This is a genomic window from Actinokineospora inagensis DSM 44258 (assembly GCF_000482865.1).
GTDB lineage: Bacteria > Actinomycetota > Actinomycetes > Mycobacteriales > Pseudonocardiaceae > Actinokineospora > Actinokineospora inagensis.
In genome coordinates this window covers 103023-127226 of the sequence record NZ_AXWW01000018.1, presented here as the reverse complement: position 1 = coordinate 127226, position 24204 = coordinate 103023, and the positions used below count along the sequence as shown (strand labels likewise).

18 protein-coding genes and 1 riboswitch are annotated in these 24204 nt (G+C 69.2%); of the genes, 9 read left to right on the top strand and 9 right to left on the bottom strand.

Translation table 11 applies throughout. The features are described from left to right. Positions 1-39 precede the first annotated feature (39 nt). On the bottom strand, positions 40-990 hold the full coding sequence (gene rmuC / locus H504_RS0108285) for a DNA recombination protein RmuC (protein ID WP_035303627.1): 951 nt from the start codon (positions 988-990) through the stop codon (positions 40-42). Between the two features lie 117 nt (positions 991-1107). Between rmuC and H504_RS0108280 the strand changes: the two genes are divergently transcribed. Next, positions 1108-2250, top strand: coding sequence for an exonuclease SbcCD subunit D (locus H504_RS0108280; RefSeq protein WP_026422400.1), 1143 nt, complete (start codon positions 1108-1110; stop codon positions 2248-2250). Continuing rightward, a complete protein-coding gene (locus tag H504_RS0108275; protein ID WP_026422399.1) occupies positions 2247-5210 on the top strand; it encodes an AAA family ATPase in 2964 nt (987 codons plus the stop codon). Before H504_RS0108280 ends, H504_RS0108275 begins: the two co-directional genes overlap by 4 nt. A 489-nt stretch (positions 5211-5699) precedes the next feature. On the opposite strand, the gene H504_RS0108270 is transcribed toward H504_RS0108275, so the two are convergent. Both H504_RS0108270 and H504_RS0108265 read right to left on the bottom strand, forming a co-directional pair. Continuing rightward, positions 5700-7163: an AlkA N-terminal domain-containing protein gene (locus H504_RS0108270; protein ID WP_026422398.1), complete on the bottom strand. Its 1464-nt coding sequence runs from the start codon at positions 7161-7163 to the stop codon at positions 5700-5702. Between the two features lie 135 nt (positions 7164-7298). Next, complete coding sequence (locus H504_RS0108265) at positions 7299-10538, bottom strand: S8 family serine peptidase (protein ID WP_026422397.1); 3240 nt, start codon at positions 10536-10538, stop codon at positions 7299-7301. A gap of 335 nt (positions 10539-10873) precedes the next feature. Between H504_RS0108265 and ychF the strand changes: the two genes are divergently transcribed. The 3 genes from ychF (at position 10874) to H504_RS0108255 (ending at position 13366) form a co-directional block, all read left to right on the top strand. Continuing rightward, on the top strand, positions 10874-11947 hold the full coding sequence (ychF, locus tag H504_RS0108260; protein ID WP_026422396.1) for a redox-regulated ATPase YchF: 1074 nt from the start codon (positions 10874-10876) through the stop codon (positions 11945-11947). An 88-nt stretch (positions 11948-12035) separates the two neighbouring features. Further along, complete coding sequence (locus H504_RS44005; RefSeq protein WP_084467476.1) at positions 12036-12917, top strand: DddA-like double-stranded DNA deaminase toxin; 882 nt, start codon at positions 12036-12038, stop codon at positions 12915-12917. After that, positions 12914-13366: an Imm1 family immunity protein gene (locus H504_RS0108255; RefSeq protein ID WP_026422395.1), complete on the top strand. Its 453-nt coding sequence runs from the start codon at positions 12914-12916 to the stop codon at positions 13364-13366. Before H504_RS44005 ends, H504_RS0108255 begins: the two co-directional genes overlap by 4 nt. 162 nt (positions 13367-13528) lie before the next feature. On the opposite strand, the gene H504_RS0108250 is transcribed toward H504_RS0108255, so the two are convergent. The 3 genes from H504_RS0108250 to H504_RS0108240 are packed head-to-tail and all read right to left on the bottom strand — an operon-like array spanning position 13529 to position 15978. Beyond that, positions 13529-13906: a (deoxy)nucleoside triphosphate pyrophosphohydrolase gene (locus H504_RS0108250; RefSeq protein ID WP_026422394.1), complete on the bottom strand. Its 378-nt coding sequence runs from the start codon at positions 13904-13906 to the stop codon at positions 13529-13531. A 6-nt stretch (positions 13907-13912) separates the two neighbouring features. After that, positions 13913-15250, bottom strand: a complete 1338-nt coding sequence (locus H504_RS0108245; protein ID WP_026422393.1) for a sensor histidine kinase — start codon at positions 15248-15250, stop codon at positions 13913-13915. After that, entirely contained in the window at positions 15247-15978 is a 732-nt protein-coding gene (locus H504_RS0108240) for a response regulator transcription factor (protein ID WP_026422392.1), read from the bottom strand. The genes H504_RS0108245 and H504_RS0108240 overlap by 4 nt, the downstream gene beginning before the upstream one ends. A gap of 135 nt (positions 15979-16113) precedes the next feature. Between H504_RS0108240 and H504_RS0108235 the strand changes: the two genes are divergently transcribed. The 3 genes from H504_RS0108235 (at position 16114) to H504_RS0108220 (ending at position 19131) form a co-directional block, all read left to right on the top strand. Beyond that, positions 16114-17181: a LolA family protein gene (locus H504_RS0108235; RefSeq protein ID WP_026422391.1), complete on the top strand. Its 1068-nt coding sequence runs from the start codon at positions 16114-16116 to the stop codon at positions 17179-17181. Beyond that, positions 17178-18176 carry an ABC transporter ATP-binding protein gene (locus tag H504_RS0108230; protein WP_026422390.1) on the top strand — a complete coding sequence of 333 codons (999 nt, stop codon included), beginning with the start codon at positions 17178-17180 and terminating at the stop codon, positions 18174-18176. Before H504_RS0108235 ends, H504_RS0108230 begins: the two co-directional genes overlap by 4 nt. Positions 18177-18285: 109 nt before the next feature. Continuing rightward, positions 18286-19131 (top strand): ABC transporter permease, encoded by an 846-nt coding sequence (locus tag H504_RS0108220; RefSeq protein WP_026422389.1) that lies wholly within the window; start codon positions 18286-18288, stop codon positions 19129-19131. Positions 19132-19167: 36 nt separating this feature from the next. On the opposite strand, the gene H504_RS0108215 is transcribed toward H504_RS0108220, so the two are convergent. The 3 genes from H504_RS0108215 to H504_RS0108205 are packed head-to-tail and all read right to left on the bottom strand — an operon-like array spanning position 19168 to position 22699. Continuing rightward, the gene (locus H504_RS0108215; protein ID WP_026422388.1) at positions 19168-20166 is read right to left on the bottom strand and encodes an ABC transporter ATP-binding protein; all 999 of its coding nucleotides are present in this window, start codon (positions 20164-20166) and stop codon (positions 19168-19170) included. Further along, positions 20166-21728, bottom strand: a complete 1563-nt coding sequence (locus H504_RS0108210; RefSeq protein WP_051385620.1) for an ABC transporter permease — start codon at positions 21726-21728, stop codon at positions 20166-20168. The genes H504_RS0108215 and H504_RS0108210 overlap by 1 nt, the downstream gene beginning before the upstream one ends. Next, positions 21704-22699 (bottom strand): thiamine ABC transporter substrate-binding protein, encoded by a 996-nt coding sequence (locus H504_RS0108205; protein ID WP_026422386.1) that lies wholly within the window; start codon positions 22697-22699, stop codon positions 21704-21706. The genes H504_RS0108210 and H504_RS0108205 overlap by 25 nt, the downstream gene beginning before the upstream one ends. A gap of 24 nt (positions 22700-22723) precedes the next feature. Continuing rightward, positions 22724-22836: riboswitch (TPP riboswitch) on the bottom strand. Between the two features lie 34 nt (positions 22837-22870). Here H504_RS0108205 and H504_RS0108200 point away from each other — a divergent pair. Next, complete coding sequence (locus H504_RS0108200; RefSeq protein ID WP_026422385.1) at positions 22871-23155, top strand: 4a-hydroxytetrahydrobiopterin dehydratase; 285 nt, start codon at positions 22871-22873, stop codon at positions 23153-23155. Positions 23156-24204 lie beyond the last annotated feature (1049 nt).

Sequence of the window (24204 nt, the reverse complement as noted above, 5' to 3'; positions counted from 1 at the left end):
GATCTCACCCCGGACAACCTTCGCCGCCCGATCGCCGTATTACGCCGTCATGCCTTCCGCGTCGCCGTTGCCCGCGGCCAGCGCCTCCTCGACTCTGCGCAGCTCAGGGACCTGCGTCGGGTTCGCGGCCGCCTCGCTCAACGGGGTCACCGACGACCGGAACTGCTCCAGCGCGTCGAGTTCCCGGCGGCGGGCGGAAAGAAACCGCTGCAGGTGGGTGCTCGACAGGTTCACCGCGTCGATGGCCGCGGACGCCGTCCGGTGCGCCGCGTCGGCCCCGGACCGGACCGCGGCGACGTCGGCGGCGATGGTGCGCTCGGTGGCCGCGAACAGGGCGGCCGAGGCGAGCACGGCGAACCCGGTCGGCCCGCACAGGAACACCCGCCGGTCGAGCAGCCAGCGCAGCAGGGTCGGATCGGCGTCCATGGCGGCGACCACGGCCGCGTCCGACGGCACGAACATGATCGTCCCGTAGATCGCGTCCGCCCACCGCTGGTAGCCCTTGCCCGCCAACTCCGCCGCCCGGGACCGGAGGTTGCGCACGTGCACCCGCAGCGCGTCCAGCCGTTCCTCGGCGTCGTCGGTCTCCACGGCCTCCGCCCAGGTGGCCATGCTCATCTTCGCGTCGACCGGGACCCGGCGCTCGTCGCCAACCAGCAGCAGCAGGTCGGGTCGGGCCGCGCCGCCGCCCGCGACGTCGGTCTGCACCGTGTAGTGCAGACCCTCGCGTAAGCCCAGGGCGCGCGCGGTCTCCACGAGCACCTGTTCGCCCAGTTCGCCGCGGCCGCTGATGGACGCGAACGCCACCTCGTAGCGGCGCAGCGCGGTCTGCTGGCCGTCCGCCCGGTGGCGTTCGGCGATCACCTCGGCGCGCGCGGCGTCGGCGCGGCGCTGGACGTCGGTGTAGAGCCGCCAGAACAACCCGCCCGCCGCGACCAGCAGCAGGGCGAGCACGGCGACGACGGTGCCGAGCACGGCGGTCACGGTCATGCCTCCTTTCCTCGGGTTCCAGATGTACCGCATTGCCCCGACAGAACCAGCTCGAACGCGCGTTCGAGCGGCGAGCCTCCCCCGATCGGGGGCAAGATCGGCCTAGCCTGGCGCGTCATGCGGGTCCTGCACACCTCCGACTGGCACGTGGGTCGCCCGTTCCACGGCCGGGACCTGTTGGCCGAGCAGGAATCCGTGCTCGGCGGCCTGGCCGACCTGGTGGCCGACGAGCGGGTGGACGTGGTCGTCGTGTCCGGCGACCTCTACGACCGAGCGGTGCCCTCAGCCGAGGCGGTGGACGCGGGCGCCCGGGTGCTGCGCCGGATCGCCGCCGCGGGCGCCAAGATCGTCGTCACCCCGGGCAACCACGACTCCGCGCCGCGGCTGGGCGCGTTCGCCGGTTTCGCGCAGGCTGGCGGGCTGTACCTGCGCACCACGATCGCCGAGCTGCACGAGCCTGTCGTGATCGATGACGTGTACGGCCCCGTGGCCTTCTACGGCATCCCGTACCTGGAACCCGAGCTCGCCCGTCATGCCCTCGGTGACCTTGAGCTGCGCGGCCATGCCGCCGTGCTCGGTGAAGCTATGCGACGCGTGAAGGACGACTTGGCGTCGCGCCAGGCCAGGTCGGTGGTTCTCGCGCACGCGTTCGTCATCGGCGGGGAGACAAGCGACTCGGAGCGCACTATCGCGGTCGGTGGGGTCCCACATGTGCCCGGGTCGATCTTCGCCGGTATCGACTACGCGGCCCTTGGTCACCTGCACGGTCCCCAGACCTTGGCCGACCACCTCCGGTACTCCGGTAGCCCCCTCGCGTACTCGTTCTCGGAGATCCACCACCGCAAGTCGGTGTGGCTGGTCGAGTTGGACGCGGGCGGTCTTGCCGGTGTCGAGCGCCGTGAGCTGCCCGTGCCAAGAGCCCTGGGGAAGCTGCGCGGCGAACTACGGGATCTGCTGACCAACCCCGCCTACGAGCCCGAGGTCGAGAAGTTCCTGTCCATCGAGCTGACCGACAAGGTGCGCCAACTGGACGCCATGCGCAGGCTGCGCGCACGGTTCCCGCACGCGCTGCACCTGGATTGGCAGCCGGAGGGCGGCAGGCCCAAGGCGCTGCGGTACGCCGACACGGTGCGCGGCCGCAGTGACGAGGAAGTCGCCTGCTGTTTCGTTGAGGACACCCGCAACAGTCCGCCGACCACCACCGAGCGCGCGCTCCTACGGGAGGCACTGGCCGCCGTCGCTGGTAAGGAGCCCGAGTGAGGCTGCACCACCTGGAGCTGACCGCGTTCGGGCCGTTCGTGGGCCGCGAGAGCGTCGACTTCGACCAGCTCGGCGCCGAGGGCTTGTTCTTGCTGCACGGTGACACCGGGGCCGGTAAAACCACCTTGCTCGACGCGGTCGCCTTCGCGTTGTTCGGCTCCGTCCCCGGCGCGCGCGCCGAGGCCAAACGCTTGCGGTGCGACTACGCCGATCCGGACGTGGTCACCGAGGTGACGTTGGAGCTGACAGTCCAGGGCCATCGTCTACGGATCGTTCGTAGCCCCGAGTTCGAACGCCCCAAGAGGCGCGGTGGCGGCACCACGAAGCAGAACGCGCGGGCCTCACTTACGTGGGTAGGGCCGTCGCCGTCGGGTCACCGTTCGGAGGGTGTGACCCGGATCGATGAGGTCGCGCGGACCGTCGAGCGGCTGCTGGGGATGACCAAAGAGCAGTTCTTCCAGGTCGTGCTGCTGCCGCAGGGTGAGTTCGCCCGATTCCTGCGGGCCACGACCGAGGAACGCGAGAAGCTGCTGGAGAAACTGTTCGGCACCGAGCACTTCGAGCGGGTCGAGCAGTGGTTCCGCGACCACCGTCGCGACCTCGGCCGCGAGGTGGAGCTGCGCCAAGGGGCCTACCGCGAACTGTTGGCCCGGTTCGCGCAAGCGGCCGACCTGGAACCGCCGGACGAGGTGGACATCGAGTGGGTGGACGGTGTTGTCACCGAGGCCGGTAAGACCGCCGGAGAAGCCGCCGAGGTCTCCGCAGCGGCTGCTAAGCGCCGAGACCGGGCGGACGAGGCCCTGATCGACGGGCGTGAACTGGTCCGCCGAGTCAAGCGCGTGCACCGTGCCGTCAACGGGTTGGCCGAGTTGGCCCACCAAGCCCACGAGCGCGTGGCATGGCGGGAAGAACTGGCAGCAGCGGAACGTGCCATCCCGGTCGTTGCCGCTACCGAGACGCTGATGAACCTGGAACGCCGGGCGGACGAGGCCGACGCGCTGGTCGTCGCCCGAGCCGGTGACGTTGCCGCGCAGGGCTTTGAAGACGCTGAGGCAGCACTACCGACATTGCGTGATGCCGTCGGACAACTGCGGGAGGAAGCAGGCGGTCTTGCCGCATTGGTGGCCGAGGCCGAGCAGCAACGTGCCGATAAGAGGCGATTGACGGCGTTGGGGGAGCGGGAAGAGGTAGTCCGCAACCAGGCTGTCGAGTCCGAGCATCGGTTGGCGGAATTCCCGGACCGGTTGAAGCGGGCGCGTGAAGACCTCGCAGCGGCCACTACGGCTCGCGCCTCGCTCGTAGGACTCCGTGCGCGTCGCGCCGAGGTCGATGCTGCCTTGGTCGACCGCAAAGCTCTGCCCGGCACAGAGAAGGACCTGGTTAAGGCTGAGGACAACAACCGCGTGGTAACCGATAAGCACCAGGCCGCGCGTGAGGAAGTCCTACGGCTGCGGCAGCTTCGCCTTGACGGTATGGCAGCGGAGTTGGCGGCCGGACTCGTTGACGGAGCCGCTTGCCCTGTCTGTGGCGGGTTGGACCACCCGCGCCCGGCGCCCGTACCCGTGGGCGCCGCGACCGCCGCTGATGAGCGTCAGGCGCAGTCGGCAGAGGTGGCCGCGTTGCGTGCCCGCGAACAGGCCGCCGGTGTCGTCTCTCGTGCTCGGGCCGCGCGAGACACCCTCTTGGAACGGTTGATGCGATGGGACGGAGAGGACCTACAAGCCTCTTACGCCGAAGCAGATCGCGCGTACGTTAGCGCGAACGAGTTGGCGTCCCGTTTCGGTGCATTCGAGCGCGCGGTCGCCAGTGTCGAACGTGATCACGAAGCGCTGCGCGACGAGCACGCCAAGCTCAATAACGAATTGGCCCGCTTGACCTCCGAGGCGACCGAACTGCGGTCGGCGGTCGACCTGCGTGAGTCCAAAGTGGACGCGGCTCGCGGTTCATACCGTTCGGTGGCCGCGCGGCGGGAACACGTGCTGGGCGTGGTCGCCGCGATCGACGCTCTGATCGAGGCCCACACGGTTGCGTTCACCGCTCACGACCGGGTGCGGGAGCAGCGTGACGCCTTGGCCGACACGGTGTCCACCGCCGGTTTCGCTGAACTGGGGGAGGCGCTGACGGCCGCCCGCGCCGAACCGATCATGGACAAGCTGCGGTCGCGCATCCAGGAAGCGGTGGAGGCCGAGCAACAGCACCACGCGACCCTCGCCGACCCGGACGTGTTCGGCATCGAGGCCGACCTGGACGTCGACCTGGCCCCGCTGGTCGAGGCCGCGACCGCCGCCCGCGCCGCCGCCGAGGACGCGTTCGCCCGGTCCCGCACCACGTCGACCCGGTTCGACCAGTTGACGGCCATCGGGGAGCGCCTCGGTACCGCGTGGTCGGAACTCGCCCCGCTGCGCGCCGAGTACGCCGAACTCGACGCGCTAACCGACGTGGTGAACGGGCGCGGGCAGAACAGCACGAAGATGTCCCTGCGGTCGTATGTGCTCGCCGCGCGGCTAGAGGAGGTCGCCGCCGCCGCGAGCCTGCGCCTGCGCGACATGACCCAGGGCCGTTACTCGTTCGAGCACACTGACGAGGCAGGTGCGCGGGGCACTCGCGGCGGCCTGGGCCTCGACGTCCTCGACGACTACTCCGGCCAACCCCGCCCCACCAAAACCCTCTCCGGCGGCGAGTCGTTCGTCGCCGCCCTCGCGCTGGCCCTCGGCCTTGCCGACGTCGTCGCCGCCGAATCCGGTGGCGGTGCCCTCCTGGACACCCTGTTCGTGGACGAGGGCTTCGGCACCCTCGACGCCACCACCCTCGACGAGGTCATGTCCACCCTCGACACCCTCCGCGCAGGCGGCCGCGTCATCGGTGTCGTGTCCCATGTGGACGAACTTCGGCAACGAATCCCCACTCGCCTCAACGTCCGCAAATCCCGCAGCGGCTCAACCCTCCACCTCACCGCTTGATCCACTGTGCTGAGCTGCCCCCGAATCCAGCCTACCCACTCACCCCGACATTCCCGCCCCTCCATCACCACCCAGTGGACGCCTTACACGCATGTGGACAACCAGCCCACATCCCCTGGCCCCATGTGAATAACCGCCCCACATCCTTCGCCGGCCAAGGGGGGACAAGCGATTCACAACCCGGCGTGGATCAGTGTGGATAATCGACCCACTCTCGCCCTCGATCAATGTGTGCAACCAGTCCACACCCACCGCTAATGGGTGTGGGTAACTAGCTCGCACCCCGTCGTCGATTGGTGTGGATAACTAGTCCACACCGATCGGCGGCCGGGTGTGGATTGGTTATCCACACGTGTCGGGAGAAGGGTGTGGGGTGGTTGTGCACATGTGTGGGGGTTGTCCACGGGGGAGGGTGGAGATGGGGGGAATGTCGGGGTGGGCGGGTAGGCTGGAATTGGGGGCTGCTCTGAACGGGCGGCGATGTCGGGGTCAGACTGTGGGGCCTGCGGCGCGGACCAGGTGCATGCCCGCGTAGGAGCGCCAGGGGCGCCAGCGGCGGCCGTGTTCGATGAGGGTTTCCATGCTCGCGGGGAGACCGAGGATTCGGGCGCCGTTGCGGAGGGCCAGGTCTTGCGGGAGTAAGACGTCGGGGTCGCCGAGGAGGCGCATGACCACGTAGCCCGCTGTCCACGGGCCGATGCCGGGGTAGGACTGGAGGCGACTTCGCAGCGCCTCTCCGTCCACGCCGACGTGGAGTTCTATGTCGCCGGAAGCGATTGCGGCGCAGATGGTTCGGATTGTTTCCACGCGGCGGGCGGGGCCGGTCAGTATTTCCGAGGCGCGTTCGGCGACGGCGGCGGCGGAGGGGAAGAGGGTGGTGAGGTCGCCTTCGGGGGCGGGGAGTTGTTCGCCGACGGCCTCGGTGAGGCGGCGGGCGGCGGTGCGGGCGGCGGCGACGCTGACCTGTTGTCCCAGCAGGGCCCGCACGATCGTCTCGGTTCCGTCCACACTGCCCGGTACCCGGATTCCCGGTACGGCGGCCACTGATGGCGCGAGCGCCGGGTCGGCGGCCAGCACGCCGTCGATCGCGGCGGGGTCGGCGTCCAGGTCGAACAGTCGGCGCAGGCGGGACACCGCTGTGCCCAGGTCTCTGAGGTCGGCCAGGCGGAGGGTGCATTCGACGTGGGTGCCCGCCGGGCGCAGGTGCGCGGTCGCCGAGCCGTGCGGGAGGCGGAGGGTGCGGGCGTAGCGGCCGGGGCGGGCGGATTCGACGCCGGGGATGGCGCGGGCGGCGAGGAAGGCCAGGATCCCGGCGGCGTCGAACGGGGTGCGGACGGGCAGGCGCAGCCGGATCCGGCCCGCGGTGGTGTGGTGGCGGCCGCGGCCGGAGCGTTGGGCGGCGACGCGCAGTTCGGACGGGGTGGTGGCGAACACCGAGCGGATGGTGTCGTTGAACTGGCGGACGCTGGCGAATCCCGAGGCGATCGCGACGTCCGACACCGACATCGTGGTGGTCTCGATCAGCAGCCGGGCGGTGTGCGCGCGGTGCGCGCGGGCCAACGCGAGCGGACCCGCGCCCAGCTCCGCGGTGAGCACCCTGGTCAGGTGCCGCTCGGAGTAGCCGACCCGGCGGGCCAGGCCGGGGACGCCCTCGCGTTCCACGACCCCGTCGATGATCAGCCGCATCGCCCGGCCCGCGAGGTCGCCGCGGGTGTCCCACTCCGGGGAACCGGCGACGATGTCGGGCAGGCAGCGGCGGCAGGCGCGGTACCCGGCCTGCTGCGCCGCCGCCGCCGTCGGGAAGAACTCGGCGTTGCGGCGCCGGGGCGCGATGGTCGGGCACGACGGCCTGCAATAGAGCCCGGTCGGTCGCACGGCGAGGTAGAACTGGCCGTCGAAGCGCGCGTCGCGGGAGACGACCGCGCGATATCCCAACTCCGGGTCGATCAACACCCGACCATGCTGCCGGCGTGCGTGCTTAAGGGCTGGCAGGAAAGAGACATCTGCATCCGGACGGACCAACAAAAACAAGGGGACCCGCCGCGAACGGCGGGTCCCCCGTGCTTTACCGCAGGGAATCAGTTTCGGTTATGACACCGATTGGACCACAACATCACCCGTGCCGATGAGCACGTCCGCGTCGTTGCGGACCTGGACGTTGCCCAGCAGCACGCGACCCGCGGCGGGTGCCTGGTTCGCGGTGACCGAACCCTGCACCGTCCACTGGGCGCCCGCGGCCCGGCTCGCGTTGGCGTCGGTGACGCTCACCGCGCCGTACGCCGGGTTCTGGAAGACGTCCAGGTAGCTGTAGGTCGTGGTGCCCGCCGGAACCGCGTAGCCGTCGACGAGGGCGATCCACACGCCCGCCGCCGGGTTGGCGATGTTGACCTCTTCCTCGGCCGTGCCGCCCGCGGACTGCCCGGCGAGCACGCAACTGCCGGAGGAACAGTTGTACAGGGACAGGTCGAGGTCGGCGCCCGGGTCGGCGGCGCTGCCGATCTTCGCCCGCAGGGCGGTCGAGCCCGGCGCGACGTTGATCTGGTACTGCTGGCTCGTGCCGTCGGCGATGGTCGGGGTGGCGCGCTTGGCGCTGCCCAGAGCCGTACCGGTGGCCCTGCCGTTGAAGGAGCCGTACAGGTTGCTCAGCGTGTAGCTGCGCGCCACCGGGGAGCCCACGGTCGCCGAGGCGATCGTGTCCGGGTTCGGCGCGACGGTCGCACCGAGCACCGACGCGGTCAGCACGTACGGCGCGAGCGCGACGTCCGAGGTGCGGCGGGACTCGACGACGACCTCCCACACACCCGGGAACGGGTTGGTCAGGGTGCGGCTGTTCGGGTCGCCCCCGTCGCACCCGGCCACCGGCGGGTTGTAGCAGTTGGTCGAGGTGTTGGCCTCGAGGTGGTAGCCGTACGGGTGGAAGCGCAGGAAGCGCAGTTGCCCGGCGCCCGCGGCGGTGCCGCCGCCCTGCAGGTCCAGCTTGAAGGCCGGGGTGTTCGCCGGGACGCGGAAGAAGAACGACTGCGTCTCGTTGCGGCCCACGACACCGGAGTTGCGGATGGTGTAGTTGTTCGCCGCGGTGAAGTCCTGGGCGGCGATGACGGTGTTCAGCGTCTGGCCCTCGATGCCCGAGGTGAGCGGGCTGTCCAGGTTCATGATCGCCGAGTGCACGCCCGCGCCCTTGACGTTCACGTTGACGGTGAACTGCACCGCGCTGTTCTTCGGCAGCGTGACCGTCGACGGCGAGCTGAACGTGCCGTCGTTGCCGACCCACTTGACCTGGTACGTGGTCGGCGCGTCCGGGCCGGTGGTGCGGTTCAGCGTGTAGGTGCGGGTGTAGCGGTCACCGGACTTGACGCCCTCGCGGTCGTTGATGCCGATGCCCACGCCCGGGGTCTTGAGCAGGCTGGACAGCGCGGTGTTGACCGGGACCGATGCCGAGATGTCGGTGATCGACGGGTTGTTCTTCAGCAGGTTCCACGCCTTGCGGGTGTCGATCAGGCCGTTGCCCTGCTCGTACGCGCCCACGTTGGACAGGTACCGCGCGGTCGAGCGGAACGCGAGGCGGATCTGCGCCGCGGTGTGCGACACGTTCTTCGCCTTGGCGGCGCTCACCAGCAACGCGGCGGCACCGGTGGCCTGGGGGGACGCCATAGAGGTGCCGTTGAGCATCGCGTAACCCGGCGGCAGGTCGTAAGTGCCGACGACGGGGCCACCCGGCTGCCAGGTCGGCACGGTGGAGATGGCCGAACCCGGGGCGATGATGTCCGGCTTGAAGCCGCCGTCCTCACGCGGGCCGCGGGAGGAGAACGGGTGCAGGTTGTCGTCGCTGAGCGAGTCGGACCCGTAGTTCGCCTTCCAGGTGTCACGGGCGATGTAGGAGCCGACGGACATGACCTTCGTGGCCACCGACGGGTCGCCCACGGTGTTCTCGCCCGCGCCGTCGTTGCCCGCGGAGATGAACATCTGCACGTTGTAGGTGTCGATAAGGCGGTCGTACAGCTCCGCGCGCGCGTTGTTCGCGTCGTTGAGCTGCGGCAGGCCGCCGATCGACATGTTGATGACGTCCACACCGGCGTCGCGGGCGGCGTAGATCATGCCCTCGAGCAGCGCGTGGTTGGTGCAGCCGGTGATGAACAGGCAGACCCGGACGGACACGAGCTTCGCGCCGGGGGCCGCGCCGGTCATCTGGCCGCCGAAGAGGCGGTTGCCCGCGACGATGCCCGCCACGTGCGTGCCGTGCTCACCGGACACGATGCCGATGTTGACCTCGTTGTCGGCCGGGTCGGTCTGCACGACGTACGGCATGGACTCCTTGATCGCCGTCGCCGGGTTGTCCGTGCCGAAGTAGCCGACGTCGTTGCGGACCTTGTAGTCGGTCATCGGCTTGTCGTCGCCGAAGGTGCCGTTCTGGTTCGCGTCGACCCAGACGGTGCTGGTCGCCGGGTTCCACAGCACGCCGAACAGGCCGGAGCTACCGGCCGGGTTGCCGTCCCGGTTGACGTCGTTGCCCAGCTCGCCGCCGAGGCGCGGGTCGCGCTCGTTGAACACGCCGTAGCGCAGCGTGCCGGTCTCGTTGGGCAGGCCGTTCTCGGCGCCGGTGGTGGTCTTGGTCATCTGGATCCACGTCGGGTCGTCGTCGTTGTTGACGCCGTTGGTGAACGTGGGGTCGGTGTAGGTGACCCAGTCGGTGATCTTGCGCTCGCCCGTGGTGGTGGTCTTCAGCGCGGGGTGGTCCAGGTCGATGCCGGAGTCCACGATCGCGACGCTGGTGCCGCGGCCGTCCCAGGTCGGGTGCTCCTCGACGAACTGCGACGCGCCGGTGTCACCGGTCGGCATGTACGAGTTGTGGTTCGGCGTGGTCGGGCCGGGCGCGGGCTGCGGGGACGGGTCCTTCGCTGCCTCGGGCTTCGGGTCCGACAGCGGGACGTTCTCGTCCAGGTCGAGCGCGGAGACGCCGGGCAGCTTGGCGACCTTGGCGACCTTGTCGACGGGGACCTCGGCGCGCACGTAGCCGATCTGGTCGTCCCGGTACTCGACCTTCGCGCCCGCCTTCGACAGCTCGTCGACGTGGGCGGCGGCGGTGCCTTGCTTCTCGGTGGCGATGAGGACGGTGACCGTCTTCTTGCCCGCCTGCTGCGCCTTGTTCAGCAGCTCTTGGTCGTGCTTGCCGAGACCGTCGCTGTCGGCGGGTGCAGGGGTGTCCGCCGCGGTGTTCGGTGCCGCGACCGCGGTGGGGATAGTGCCGAGCACGGCGCCCGCGACGGCGGTGGTCAGGGCCACCAGTCCGATCGCGACCCGGCCTCTGCGGCGCCTGGGGGGTTGGTTCATCCCACGTTCCTTCTTCCTCAGCGGGTGAGCTGGGTGCGCGCCGTCGGACCCTCCGTGGCCGGCGGGGCGCTCACGGAGTGTTGTTGGCGGGGATGCCGGTGACTAGCGTCCATTTGGGCTAATCCGGTTGGGTTCATCACACTGTATTAGTGCGCAGCGCACACGCATCGTCGCAGAGTGCCCGCGCGTTACCCATCGAATGGGGGATTTCCTGCGTATGTCTGGCGGACGACACACAGCGTTCCGTAGCCACAACTGGGAACGGTGTTGGTAACTATTTCGCACCGGGCGCCGGGCGCGGGCATCCGGGGTGGGGGTCCGTAGACTCAGGCACCGTGAGTTTGACCCTCGGGATCGTCGGCCTGCCCAACGTCGGCAAGTCCACCCTGTTCAACGCCCTGACGAACAACGACGTGCTCGCGGCGAACTACCCGTTCGCCACCATCGAGCCGAACGTCGGGATCGTCCCGCTGCCCGACCCCCGGCTGGACAGGCTCGCCGAGATCTTCGCCTCCGAGCGCGTCGTCCCGGCCACGGTGTCCTTCGTCGACATCGCGGGCATCGTGAAGGGCGCGTCGGAGGGCGCGGGCCTCGGCAACAAGTTCCTCGCCAACATCCGCGAGGCCAACGCCATCTGCCAGGTCATCCGCGTCTTCGACGACCCGGACGTCATCCACGTCGACGGCGTGGTCGACCCGCTCGCCGACATCGAGACGATCAACACGGAGTTGATCCTTGCCGACCTGCAGACCCTGGAGAAGGCGCTGCCCCGGCTGGAGAAGGAGGCGCGCACCCGCAAGGAGGCCCGCCCCACCCTGGAAGCCGCCGTCGCCGCCAGGGACCTGTTGAACAGCGGCCGCACCCTGTTCTCCGCGGGCGTGGACGTCTCCCTGCTGCGCGAACTGAGCCTGCTCACCACCAAGCCGTTCCTGTACGTCTTCAACGCCGACGAAGCCATCCTCAGCGACCCCGCCCGACGCGACGAACTGACCAAACTGGTAGCCCCCGCCGACGCGGTCTTCCTGGACGCGAAGGTCGAGGCGGAACTACTGGAACTGGACGCCGAATCCCGACTGGAACTGCTGGAGTCGGTCGGCCAAACCGAACCCGGCCTCAACGCCCTCGCCCGCGCAGGCTTCCACACCCTCGGCCTGCAGACCTACCTGACCGCGGGCCCCAAGGAATCCCGGGCGTGGACCATTCCACAGGGGGCTACCGCGCCACAGGCCGCAGGTGTCATCCACACCGACTTCGAACGCGGCTTCATCAAGGCGGAGGTCGTTTCCTACGACGACTTGGTTGAGGCCGGAACAATGGCCGCAGCGAAGTCGGCGGGGAAGGTCCGCATTGAGGGCAAGGACTACACCATGTCCGACGGGGATATTGTCGAATTCAGGTTCAACGTGTGATGTGACATAGACACGCCCTGGTCATCGCAGGCGACTGCTTGGCCACCTTGCAGGTAGATGGCGCGGAACCGTTTGCGTCGACCTGTGAATGCCTGCGCCAGCGGGCTGTGCTGCGATCCCGGCGTACTGTCAGACCCACTCGTTAGAGTCCTGGTGTGTGTCCATCGAGAGCGAAGCGAGCCGCCTGCGCGAGTTGGGCGGATCCATCGCGGCGTCGGGGTCAGCGGCTGTTGACCGCTTCACCGGATGGTTGGACGAGACGACCCAAGCTGTCCAGACGGCCCTCGGCCACTCTGCCCGGTCCGAGCAGATCATCGGACTATTGGGGGCCGCGAGGTCCCACCTCGGGGATCTCGACGCGGCACTGACCCAGGCGAGTACGGCGGTCTCCGCCGCAGCCGATCATCACGGACAACCCACTGCCCCTACCGATTCGTCCACGGGCCCTCCGCCTGCCGGTGCGAGCGGTGACCGGCCATCCCCCGGAACGGCTCCACCCCCGGAGCCCCAAGGGGAACCCAACACGCACGGCGACCGGTATCCCGAGGAGGCCATCCCCTATCACGACTTCATGCCGCCCCGAGTGCGGACGGGGCAGCCGAACTCCCCGCCGATGACCGGATGGGTGCTGCTTGACGGAAAGGACTTCGGTGAGGTCACCGCAACGAGGCGCGATCCATGGGCGGAGCAAGCAGCTCAGCGTATTCGGGAACTCCGTGTCCCTAATGCCGATAGGCTCGGAAATCATGTCGAGGTCAAAGTTGCGGTCATGCAGGTTGCGATGCAGCGAAAAGATGGTTGTGTCGTGATAAATAACGCGCCATGCGGGTCTCAGCCCGGCTCCTACCCTCCCGGATGTCACGGCACGCTTCCTCGGATTCTTCCCAAGGGGTATACGCTGACAGTCCTTGGCACTGACACCCAAGGTAACCCATTCAAGCACACATATCACGGGAGGGCTACTCGATGAGTTACTGGGCTCCAGTACTCGAGCGCGGATGGATCGCTGTCGACGATCTTCCGCCCGAGGTGGACCTGCTGGCTGCGGTCAAGCAGCTTAATGAGCATGGGGTGGAAGTCCTGTGGGTATGGGAGTTGGCAAGCCGCTGGGCCGGTGAAGACGATCCGGAAGGTGAGGAGCAGCAGGAGAGTCTGACGATCGGTGTGTTCAATGAGACGGGCGTTCTGACTTGGCGGAAAGGGTTCAGCCTCTGGGCTCCGACGCGCGGCTTGAATACCGAGTGGGAGGATGCCCGCTTGGCAGGATTCTATGAAGTGGGTATACCTCCTCGCAGCATTGTTCCGATCGACGTTGTGTACACAGCGCTCGCGGAGTTTTTGTCCACGGGGAGTCGACCGACCTCGGTTGAATGGGAGCTGGGCGAGCGTATGCCGGGGATTCCGTCCGAGCCGATGTAGCGGTCCGCAAGGGACAGTCACTGGGTCGGGCTCAACGTTGAGGCGAACGAAGCATGGCATCATGCCGACGAAATCGCCTTGTTGGCGGTCGGCGCGGGACCATGAGCGGTGGCTGAGCACCGGCTCAGGAGTGGTAGGGGCGTGCAACGGCCGTGCACGCCCCTACAACAATGCCCGCAGCGCTGGCAGCAGCACCAAATCAGCCGGTAGCCAGTCCACCGCTGTTAGCTCCGTCGAGTTCAACCACCGCAGGGATCTGTGTTCGCGGGCCACCGGCTCACCATCGACGATTCGAGCGGCATAGACCCGTAGGACGTAGTCACCGTGTAGCGGCACGTCCGGGCCTACGCGCTCGCCGACCTTGACCGTCACGCCCAACTCTTCCCAGCACTCCCGGCGGACCGCTTCTTCTTCTGTCTCCCCAGGCTCGACCCGTCCCCCTGGCACTTCCCACTTCCCGGCCGTCTCCGGCGGGAAGGCGCGTTCCTGCGCCAAGAGGCCCCGGTCCCCGACGATCGCTGTTCCCACTACGACTTGCATAACCCCTCACGCGACCGTTGTTGTTCGCCAGCTCACCAGGAACCTTGCGCCGCCCTCCGGGGACTCGCCGACCCGTACGGTCCCGCCTCGCCTGCGGACGACCTCCGCTACGAGCGCCAGGCCGAGTCCGGTGCCACCACTACTACGAGCGCGGTCGTCTTGAACTCGGTAGAACCTGTCGAACACACGAGACCTGTGCTCGACGGGGATACCGCCGCCGTCGTCGTCTACGACCAGCCGAGTGACGGTAGAGCCACCTATAACCGTCACCGTTATCCGTGACCGGGCGTGTCTTGCCGCGTTGCGCAGCAGGTTGTCCAACACCAAGTCGACCTCGTTGTGTGCGGCGAGTACCCAGCACCAGCCCGCTGGGGTGTGCACAACGACCTCGGGGCCGTCATCGGGACAACGGGCGGCGGCGTCGTAGGCCGCCGCGGACAGGTCGACCTGTTCGGCGGGTGGGACCTCGCCCGCGTCCGACCGCGCGAGTGTCAACAGGCCGTCCACCAGCGCGGACAGGCGCTCCGACTCGTGGACCACGTCTGTCAGCACCTCTTGCGCCAACTCCGGGTCGGGATGCCGGACGGCCACCTCGGCCTGGACCCGGATCGACGCGACCGGGGACCTCAGTTCGTGCGCGGCGTCCCCGGTGAACCGGCGCAACCGGTCGGCGGCCTGGTCGCGGCGGGCCAGCAGATCATTCAACGCGCCGGTCAAGGCCCACAGCTCATCCCGCGACGCGGGCAGGGGCAAACGTTTGCCCGCTCCGAGTCGCGCGGCCGCCTGCCGCATGTGCTGCACCGGTCGCAACGCCGACCGCACCGCGAACCACGTCGCCAGGGCGCCCGCCGCAGCCACGATGATCGCGGCCACCAACAACCAGTGCAACGTGCTGATGTGCGCCGTCGTGTAACCGGCCAAACCGGTACCCACTACTACGACACGCTGAGAACCGTCCGGGGCAGACACCACTGTCCCCAACCAGCGCACGGGCGGGTAGTCCGTCAGCCTTAGCACGGGAGTGCCCGCCTTCAGGACACGTACATCAGCGGCGGATAGAACCGGCGCGGGCTTACCGTCAACCGGCTGCCCAGCCGTGTCCAACACGTGCGCGAGGATGCTCGGGGAGCTGGACTCGACGGGCCTACCGTCCATGACCGCCGCTGCCGCCGCGGTTAGCACCGGCGACAACTCGCTGTCGGCGGAGTCAACCAGCAGGGGCTCGATCATCCGGCTCGTGAGGAAGGCAAGCGCAAGAAGCACCGCGAGCGTCACCGCCGTGGCGACCGTAGTGACCCGGAACCGCATCGATCGGCGGAGCCACAGGTCGCGAGGGCCGATCACCTCGGTGGGGTGGCCGGATCGATGACGGCGTCCAGCTCCGAGGTCGACGCCAGGTAACCGTGCCCACGCACCGTGCGCACGATCCCGTCCGCGCCGGCCGCGTCGAGCTTGCGCCGCAAGTAGCCCACATACACCTCGACAGCATTGCGCGTCGCGGCCTGTTCGTCGCCCCAGACCGCGCGCAGCAGTTCGTCCTTCGTGACCACCGACCCCGCCCGACCCGCCAACGTGTCCAGCACGGCGAACTCGCGGGGGCTCAACGCCACCGGGGTCCCACCGAACCGCACCTGCCGAGTGCCCCGGTCGACCTCCAGGCGGCCCAACCTGAGGGTGCGGCCACCGCCGTCCTCCGCGCCGCGCCGCAACACGGCCCGGACCTGGGCGACCAGCACCACGAACGAGAACGGCTTCACCAGGTAGCCGTCCGCGCCCAGGTCGAGGCCGTCGGCCTGGTCGACCTCGCCGTCCTTGGCCGACACCAGCAGTACCGGCGTCCGCACGCCCTCGGCCCGCAACCGCTCCAGCACCCGGTACCCGGAGAGGCCGGGGAGCATGATGTCGAGCAGGATCACGTCGAACGTGCCGGTCAACGCCACCCGCAGGGCGCTGGGCCCGTCGGCGGCGACGACCACGTCCATTCCCTCGGCGGTCAACCCGCGCTGCAGCGCCCGGCGCACGCCGAGTTCGTCGTCGACCACCAGCACCCGAGGCTTCACAGGTGCCATCATGGCCGTAACACCCCCCAGCCGGAGCGGACTCTCAGCCGACTCTCAGCAGGCCGAGCGCTCTCAGCTCCATCTCAGCGACCGGGGAGCAAGGTTCTCGGTGCGGGAACGAAGCAACCCGAACAGGGGAGAGAAACCATGAACAGGAAACGGACGGCCATCGCCGTCGCGGCGGCGGGCACGGTCGCGGGGGTGACCGGGCTGGTCCTCATCGCCAGCCCCGCCGGTGCGAACGAGGCCCCGCCGGTGCTGCCGCCGATCAGCGCGCAGGCCCTGGTCCAGTCGGTCCTCGACACGAAGGTGCCCGCCATGGACGGCGCGGTCGAGCTGCAGAACAACATCGGGCTGCCGGTGCCGGGGCTGCCGCAGAGCTCGGGCAGCGGCGAGATCGCGCACGTCTACTCCGACGGGCAGGGCCGCGGCCGGATCGCCCTCAAGCAGGGCGGCGCCGAACGCACCATCGTCCAGGACGGCACCACCACCTGGCTGTGGAACTCGGCCGACCGGTCCGTCGTCAAGTACCGCAACGGGGACACCGCGGCCAAGCAGCACGACCAGGTCAGCGACCCGACGACCGCGGCGCAGACCATCGTCGGGAAGATCCAGCAGGACAGCGTCATCACGGTTGACGGCACCGCCCGGGTCGCAGGCCGGCCGGTCTACCAGCTCGTGCTCACGCCGAAGCCGACCGAGCGGACCCTGCTGCGCGAGGTCCGGGTCTCCGTCGACGCGGACACCCGGCTGCCGGTGCGGGTCGAGGTGTTGGCCAACGGGCAGTCCGAACCCGCGCTGGAGGTCGGGTTCACCACCTTCAACGCAGGCGCGCCCGACCCGTCGCTGTTCACCTTCACCCCGCCCGCGGGCGCCAAGGTGACCGACGGCACGAGCGCGGTGCGCGACGAGAAGGAGCGCACCGACCTGTTCAACGCCGTCAACGGCAAGTTCGTCGGCGAGGGCTGGGACACGGTGTTCACCGGCAAGGTGCCCGCGTCGCTGCTGTCGACGCAGGCGAGCAAGGACCCGAACCGCGGCCCGGTGGACGTCACCGGTCTGCTGTCGCGGCTGGGCAAGCCGGTCACCGGGCCGTTCGGCTCCGGGTACGTCATCAGCACCAAGGTGGGCACGGCCCTGATCACGACGGACGGCCGGGTGGCGGTAGGCGCGGTGCCGCAGCAGGTACTCGTCGAAGCCCTCGGGGCGAAGTGAGCGGGCTGACCGAGCACGGGGCGGCCGCGGAGACATCCGCGGCCGCCCGCACCAAGGGCCTCCGCAAGGTCTACCGGGGGACGGTCGCCGTGGACAACGTCGACCTGGAGGTCCCGATGGGCGCGGTGCTGGGGATGCTCGGCCCCAACGGATCAGGCAAGACGACGACCATCCGGATGCTGCTCGGTCTGGTGACCCCGACCGCCGGTTCGGTCGAACTGCTCGGGCACGCGATGCCGGACGGGGCGCCACGCGCCCTGCCGCACGTGGGCGCGCTGGTGGAGGGGCCCGGGTTCTACCCGTTCCTCTCCGGCCGGGAGAACCTGCTGCGGTTCGCCGCCGCGGAGCCCCTGCTGTCCTCTTCGGACATTCCGAGGGCGGTGGGGGAGGCGCTGGAACGGGTGGGGCTCTCGGGAGCGGCCGGTCGGCGGTTCCGCGGGTACTCGCTCGGCATGAAGCAGCGGATGGGGCTGGCCTCGGCCCTGCTGGTCCCCCGCCGGTTCGTGGTGCTGGACGAGCCGACCAACGGACTCGACCCGGCGGGCACCCGCGAGGTGCGGACGGTGATCGCCGACCTGCACGCGGCGGGGACCACGGTGCTGGTGTCGTCGCACCTGCTGTCCGAGGTTGAGGCGACTTGTACGCACGTGGCCGTGTTGAACCAGGGGACGGTGGTGGCGCAGGGGGAGCTCGCGCAACTGCTGGAGGCGGGGGGCGCCAACCTGCTGGTGTCCACACCCGAGGTGACCCTGGCCGTGGACACATTGCGGGACAACCGGATTCCGGCGCGGCCGGTGCCGGACGGGGTGCGGGTGGATTTGACGGCGAACACGGCGCCCGCGGTCGTCGAGATGCTGGTGCGGGCGGGGGTGCCGGTGCACGAGGTGCGGCGGCAGCGGACCGGACTGGAAGACCTGTTCGCGCGCCTCACCGAGGACACCGCGGTGGGCGAGATCGACGACCTGGACACCCTGATCACCCAGGAGGCGCGATGAACACCGCGCCTGCGGAACCGGTGACGCCCCCGGTCGACTGGGTGGGCCTGATCCAACCGGCGTCCCTGCGCGAAGTACGCGACAACAACCCGACAACCGAGGAGGCGCGATGACCACGCTGGCCGCACCGTTGCCCGTGCGCCGCGCGCCCATGACGCGGGTGCTGCGGTCCGAACTGCGGATGGTGCTCCGCCGCCCACGCACCCTCATCGGACTCGGGTTGTTGGCGCTGGTGCCGGTCGTGATGGGGATCGGGATCTCGATCGCGGCGTCGGACTCGTCGAGCGGGGCGGAGGGGATGGCGGCGCTGGTGGTGGGGAACGGCATGCTGCTGCCGATCTTCGCGCTGAGCATCGCCGTCGTGATGCTGCTGCCACTCACCGGAGCGATGCTCGCGGCCGACGCGCTGGCGGGGGAGTCGGCGCACGGCACGCTGCGCGGGCTGCTGATGGCGCCGGTGGGGCGCGGTCGGCTGCTGGCGGTCAAGGCGTTCGGGGTGGCGGCGGTGACGCTGCTCGCCGTGGTCATGATGGCGATCACCGGGATCATCACGGGGGTGGCGCTGCTGGGGGGCAGCGGCATGCTCACCGCGTCCGGCACCACGCTGTCCTTTGTGGACGCCCTGGGTCGGGTGGCGGTCACCGTCGTGTTCGTGGCGATCCAGGTCTGGGCGGTCGCGGCGATCGCGATGGCCGTGTCGGCGTACACCGAGCACCCGCTGATCGTGGTGGTGGTGACCCTCGGCGTGATCATCGTGTCCGGGGTGCTCTCGTCCATCCCGGCGCTGGACTGGCTGCGGCCGGTGCTGATCGTGACCAGTTGGGACGCGATCTCCGAGGTGATCGTCGACCCGCTGTCCTGGCGTCCGCTGGTGGAGGGGACCTTGCGGGCGCTGTGCTACCTCGCGATCGGCGGCTCCATCGCGTTCAGCCGCATGCTGACCCGGGACGGCTGACCCGTCCCACCACACTGGGGGGCCGACGGCGACGTCCTATCGCGGACGTCGCCGTTGGCCGACCACCGCCATCCCGTCGGGGTCGAGCCGCAGACCGACCACGGCTCCCGGCTGGACCCCGATCGGCGCCGTCGCCTCGACCTCTCTCGTCGCGGACTTCACCGTGATCCGCACGTGATCCCTCCGGTGGACCGCGGCGGTCACGATTCCCGGGTGTTCGCCACCGGTTTTCAACGCCGCCGGGCGCAGGCCGAGCCGTACCGGGCCGTCTTCCGCGCTGAGCTCGACTTCGCCGAACTCGGTGGTGACCGCGTTTCCACTGACTTCGCCGTCGATGAACGTGCTGCAGCCCAAGAACCGGGCCGTGTCTTCATCAACCGGATAGCGCCACACCTCTTCCGGCGAGCCGGACTGCACGATCTCCCCTTGCCGCATGATGGCCACCCGATCGGCGAGGGTGAACGCCTCGTCGTGGTCGTGCGTGACGACCAGGGCGGTGGAGTTTCCGGCCCTCAACAAACGCGACAGGTCAACGGCCAACTGCTCTCGCAGCGACCGGTCCAGCGCCGAAAGCGGCTCGTCGAGCAGGAGCAGCCTGGGGTTCGGCGCGAGGGCCCGCGCCAACGCGACCCGCTGCTGTTCGCCGCCGGAAAGTTCCGTCACCTTGCGCTTGCCGTAGTCGTTGAGGCCGACGAGGTCGAGCAGTTCGCCGACCCGTGGTTCCTTGGGCAGGCCCGCCATTTTCAGTCCGAACGCGACGTTCCCGGCCACGTCCCGGTGCGGGAACAGTTGGCCGTCTTGGAACACCAATCCGAAACCCCGCCGGTGGACCGGGGTCCCGGCCAGGTCGGTGCCGTCCCAGGCCACGACCCCGTCCGCTTGTTCCAGGCCTGCGATGCCCCTGAGCAGGGTCGATTTCCCGCATCCCGATGGGCCCAACAACGCCAACACCTCGCCGTCCGCGATTTCCAGGTCGACTTCGCGCACCGCCGTCGTCCGGCCGTAGCGGACGGTGAGGCCCTCGATTCGGAGCACTAGAACTCCCCTACCGTGCCGAGGCGGTCGACCGCGATGACGATGGCGGTGGTGACGAGCATGAGCAACGCGCAGGCGGCGTACGCCATTTGGTTGTTGAGTTCGCCAGGGCGGGACACGAGGCGGCCGATGACAACCGGGAGGGTGGCCGAGTCGGGCCGGGCGAGGAAACTGGTGGCGCCGAATTCGCCGAGGGCCACGGCATAGGCGAACGCGGTGGCGGCGATGAAGGAGCGGGACGCGAGCGGGATGTCGACCTCACGCCAGACCCGCCACGGGGAAGCGCCGAGGGTGGCGGCGGCTTGGCGGAGGCGGGAATCGATCGAACGAAGCACCGGAAGCAATGTGCGGATGACCAAAGGGGTGACCACAAGAGCTTGTGCGAGCGGGACCAGCATCGGTGACGTGCGGAGGTCCCCGGGAAGCTTGTCGAGGGTGATGAGGTAGCCGAAACCGACTGTGACGGCGGAAACGCCCAGCGGCAGCATGAGGGCGGTGTCAATGGATTCGACAAGGCTCGGGCGGGCACGGGTTCGGCTCAACGTCACCAGGGCGACACAGGCGACGACACCGAGGGCGAGCGCGAGCAGCGTCGCATAGGTGGCGGCTTTCACGGAATTCAGGGCCGCGTCCCAGCCGGTGATTTGCAGCGAGCCACGGAAACCGGTGCCCGCCAGGGCTTTGAAGCCGTTGAAGCTGGATTTCGCGACGAGGGAAATGATGGGGACGAGCAGGGCGATCACGACCGCGTACGCGGCGGCGACCACGAACCATTCGCCACCGCGCGGCCGCCGGGCGGTGTCCACACGCAGGTTCAACGTCGTGCTCCTGCGGCGCAGGACCGCGCCGATGACCAGGACCGCGATCACCGAGGTCACCTGGAGCAGCGACAGCGCGGCAGCGCCCGGCAGGTCGAAGAGTTGCACCGTGCGCAGGTAGATCTCGGTTTCCAGCGTCGAGTACTCGCCGCCGCCGAGCAGCAGGACCACGCCGAAACTGGTGGCGCAGAACAGGAACACGACGGCGGCGGACGAGAACACCGCGGGCCGCAGCGCCGGGAACGTCACCGAGAAGAACGTTCTCGCCCGACCCGCGCCGAGGGAACGCGCGGCATCCTCGGCTCGTCTGTCCACATGCGACCACAGCGCGGCCACCGTCCTGGCCACCACGGCGACGTTGAAGAACGCGTTGGCCAGGATGATCGGCAGCGCGCCGCCACCGAGCAGGGAACGGAACGCCAAACCGACCACCACGGTCGGCAACACGAACGGCACCATCACCACCGCCCGGACCAGGGTGTGACCTCGCAGAGCGGTGCGCGCAAGCAGGAACGCGACCGGCAGGCCGGTCAGCACCGCGACCGCCGTCGCCGCCGCGGCCTGCCCGACGGTGAACTCGACCACCCGCCAGGTGTCCGAACTGGACAGCACCGCGGCGACCCCGCCGCCACCGCCGAGCCGGATGATCGCCAGCACCGGCCACACGAAGAACACCGCGAGGAACCCCAGCGGCACGGCGGCGGTGACGAGCGCCCCGGTCAGCCCCGGACGGCCGCGCGCCACTGCTCGATCCACCGGTCCCGGTTGCCCTGGATCTGGTCCGCGGGCACCGTCGCCGGGCTCTCCGGCTTCGGCGCCGCCTGCTGCCACTGCTCGGGAAGGGCCACGCCGTCCCGGGTCGGGTAGACGTACATCGCGTCCGGCACCAGCTTCTGGAACTTCTCGGAGATCAGGAAGTCGACGACCTTGCGCGCGTCGTCCGGGTTCTTCGCGCCGTTGAGCACGCCCGCGTACTCGACCTGCCGGAAGCAGGTGTCCAGCAGCGCCTTCGTCCGCGCCTTCCCGTCGTCCCCGATCTCCGCCGACGGCGACGACGCGTACGACACGACCAGCTTGCGCGGCCCCTTGCCCGACGACCCGGCGAAGTCCTGGCTGTACGCCTCCTCCCAGCCGCTGTCGACCTTCACCCCGTTCGCCTTGAGCCGTTGCCAGTAGTTGACCCAGCCCTGGTTCCCGTAGTGCGCGATCGTCGCCAACAGGAACGCCAACCCGGGCGAGCTTGTGGATGGATCCTCCACAACCAACTGGTCCTTGAACCGGGGATCAGCGAGGTCCTCGAACGTCTTCGCGTCGACGTCCTGTGTGGCGTTCACACACACATCGCCGACATCCACCGCCGTCAACCGCTTGTCGATCGCGTAGTTCTGCGGACCCTTGTCGGAGTCCTTCGCCTGGTACTCCGCGAAAACCCCCTCCTGCAACGCTCGCGACGCGAACGTGTTGTCCACACCGAACGCCGCGTCCCCGATCGGCGCCGCCTTGGTCAACACGAGTTGCGTGGTGAGCGCACCCGCGTCACCGGTCTTGCGCACGTCGATCGTGATGCCCGTATCCGCCTTGAACGCGTCGAGCACCCCCTGGTCGACACTGAACGAGTCATGCGTGACCAGCACGACGGTGTGGCTGTTTGTTGGCGTCGAAGAACATCCCGCCACCAAAGCCGTCACCACCAACAGGGGACCGAGACGCCGCATCAGCAAGCCCTTCCTCGTCGCGCGAGCGCGCCACGAGCACCTCCCTGCGCGGGCATGACCCCGATCAGGTGTGGACGGTCGGGGGCCGCGTGCCCCCCTCTCAGCCCGGCGCGACCCGGACTCCCGTGGCGCCCTGAGCGTACGCCTGCCGGAGCGGTCAAGATGGACACCATGGCCGAACTACTCAGCGACACCGACATCGGCAAGGCCCTGGGCACCCTCCCCACCTGGACCCTCGACAACGGCGCCCTCCGCCGCGTGGCCGAACTCACCGACTTCGCCGCCGCCATCGCCGCCGTCAACCGCGTCGCCACCATCGCCGAGGCGCACAACCACCACCCCGACATCGACATCCGCTGGAACAAGGTCACCTTCCGCTGCACCACCCACTCCGCAGGCGGCCTGACCACCGCCGACATCGCCCTGGCCACCGACATCGAAGCCACCCTGGCCTGACCCCTCGCTGGGCGGGTTCCGACCGGGCTGGTCGGAACCCGCCCGCGCCGCGCTGGCCCAAACCTGCCCACCACGCTCGTCCCGGGTTCGCCGGCTTCGCGGCAACAGGTGGAACGACTGGAACCCGAACCCGATCCGCTCCGCCTACTCGTGCGCACTCGCTCCGGCAACGACCCCACGTCAGCCTCGTCGATCAGGTACTGCCGCCACGCCCTGCTCTGGTCCTCACCCCTGTTTGACCACGCCCTGTGCTTGACCCCTGCTGGTCAATCGCCCGAGCACGCCGAGGAGCCATCCCTCAAGCCCCGCGATTACCGCCCCGGATCGTTGGAAGCCTCGTCGAGTTGTCCACAACGCCTCGCCTCATCCCCAGTTTCTCCGCCGCCCGTCCACCGCGGGCGTCAGCCGGTAGACTGGCTCCGGGGACGCCCCCCGGGACGGGTGGGGGCTGGCCGGGACCCGACTGCCCAAGCCCTGCTCCGGCTGGAGCCGTTTACCCACCACTGCGAACGCCTCTTTACCTGGCCCCGGCTGCGCCAACCAACCGCCTGGGCACGCTGAGAGATCGTCCCCGGACTCCCCCGCGCACCGCTCCGGAGCCCAATGCCCGCTCCGGCGAAACCCACTCGCCCGGCAATCACGACCGCTCAGTTCCGACCTGAGCCCATCGGCCCGCCCGAACGGGCCGAGAAGTCGTCCCCCAAAACCCACGATCACCAGGCCTGGATCGCCGCCTGCCTCGTCGAGTTGTCCACAACCCCTCGCCCCATCCCCAGTTCCTGCGCGACCCTTTCATCGCGAGCGTCAACCGGTAGACTGGCCTCGGGGACGCCCCCCGGGACGGGTGGGGGCTGGCCGGAGCCGACTCGGCCGCCCGAGCTTGTGTCCCGCGCAGGCCGGAACTCGCTCAATCGCCGACCATGAACGCCCGAGTCCGATCTGGGTCTTGTCGGCCAGTCGCTCGGGGCGAGAAGTCGTCTCCGAACCCCGCGATCACTGCCGTGGGTCGTCGCCGGCTCCATTGAGTTGTCCACAATGTTCCGACCCAT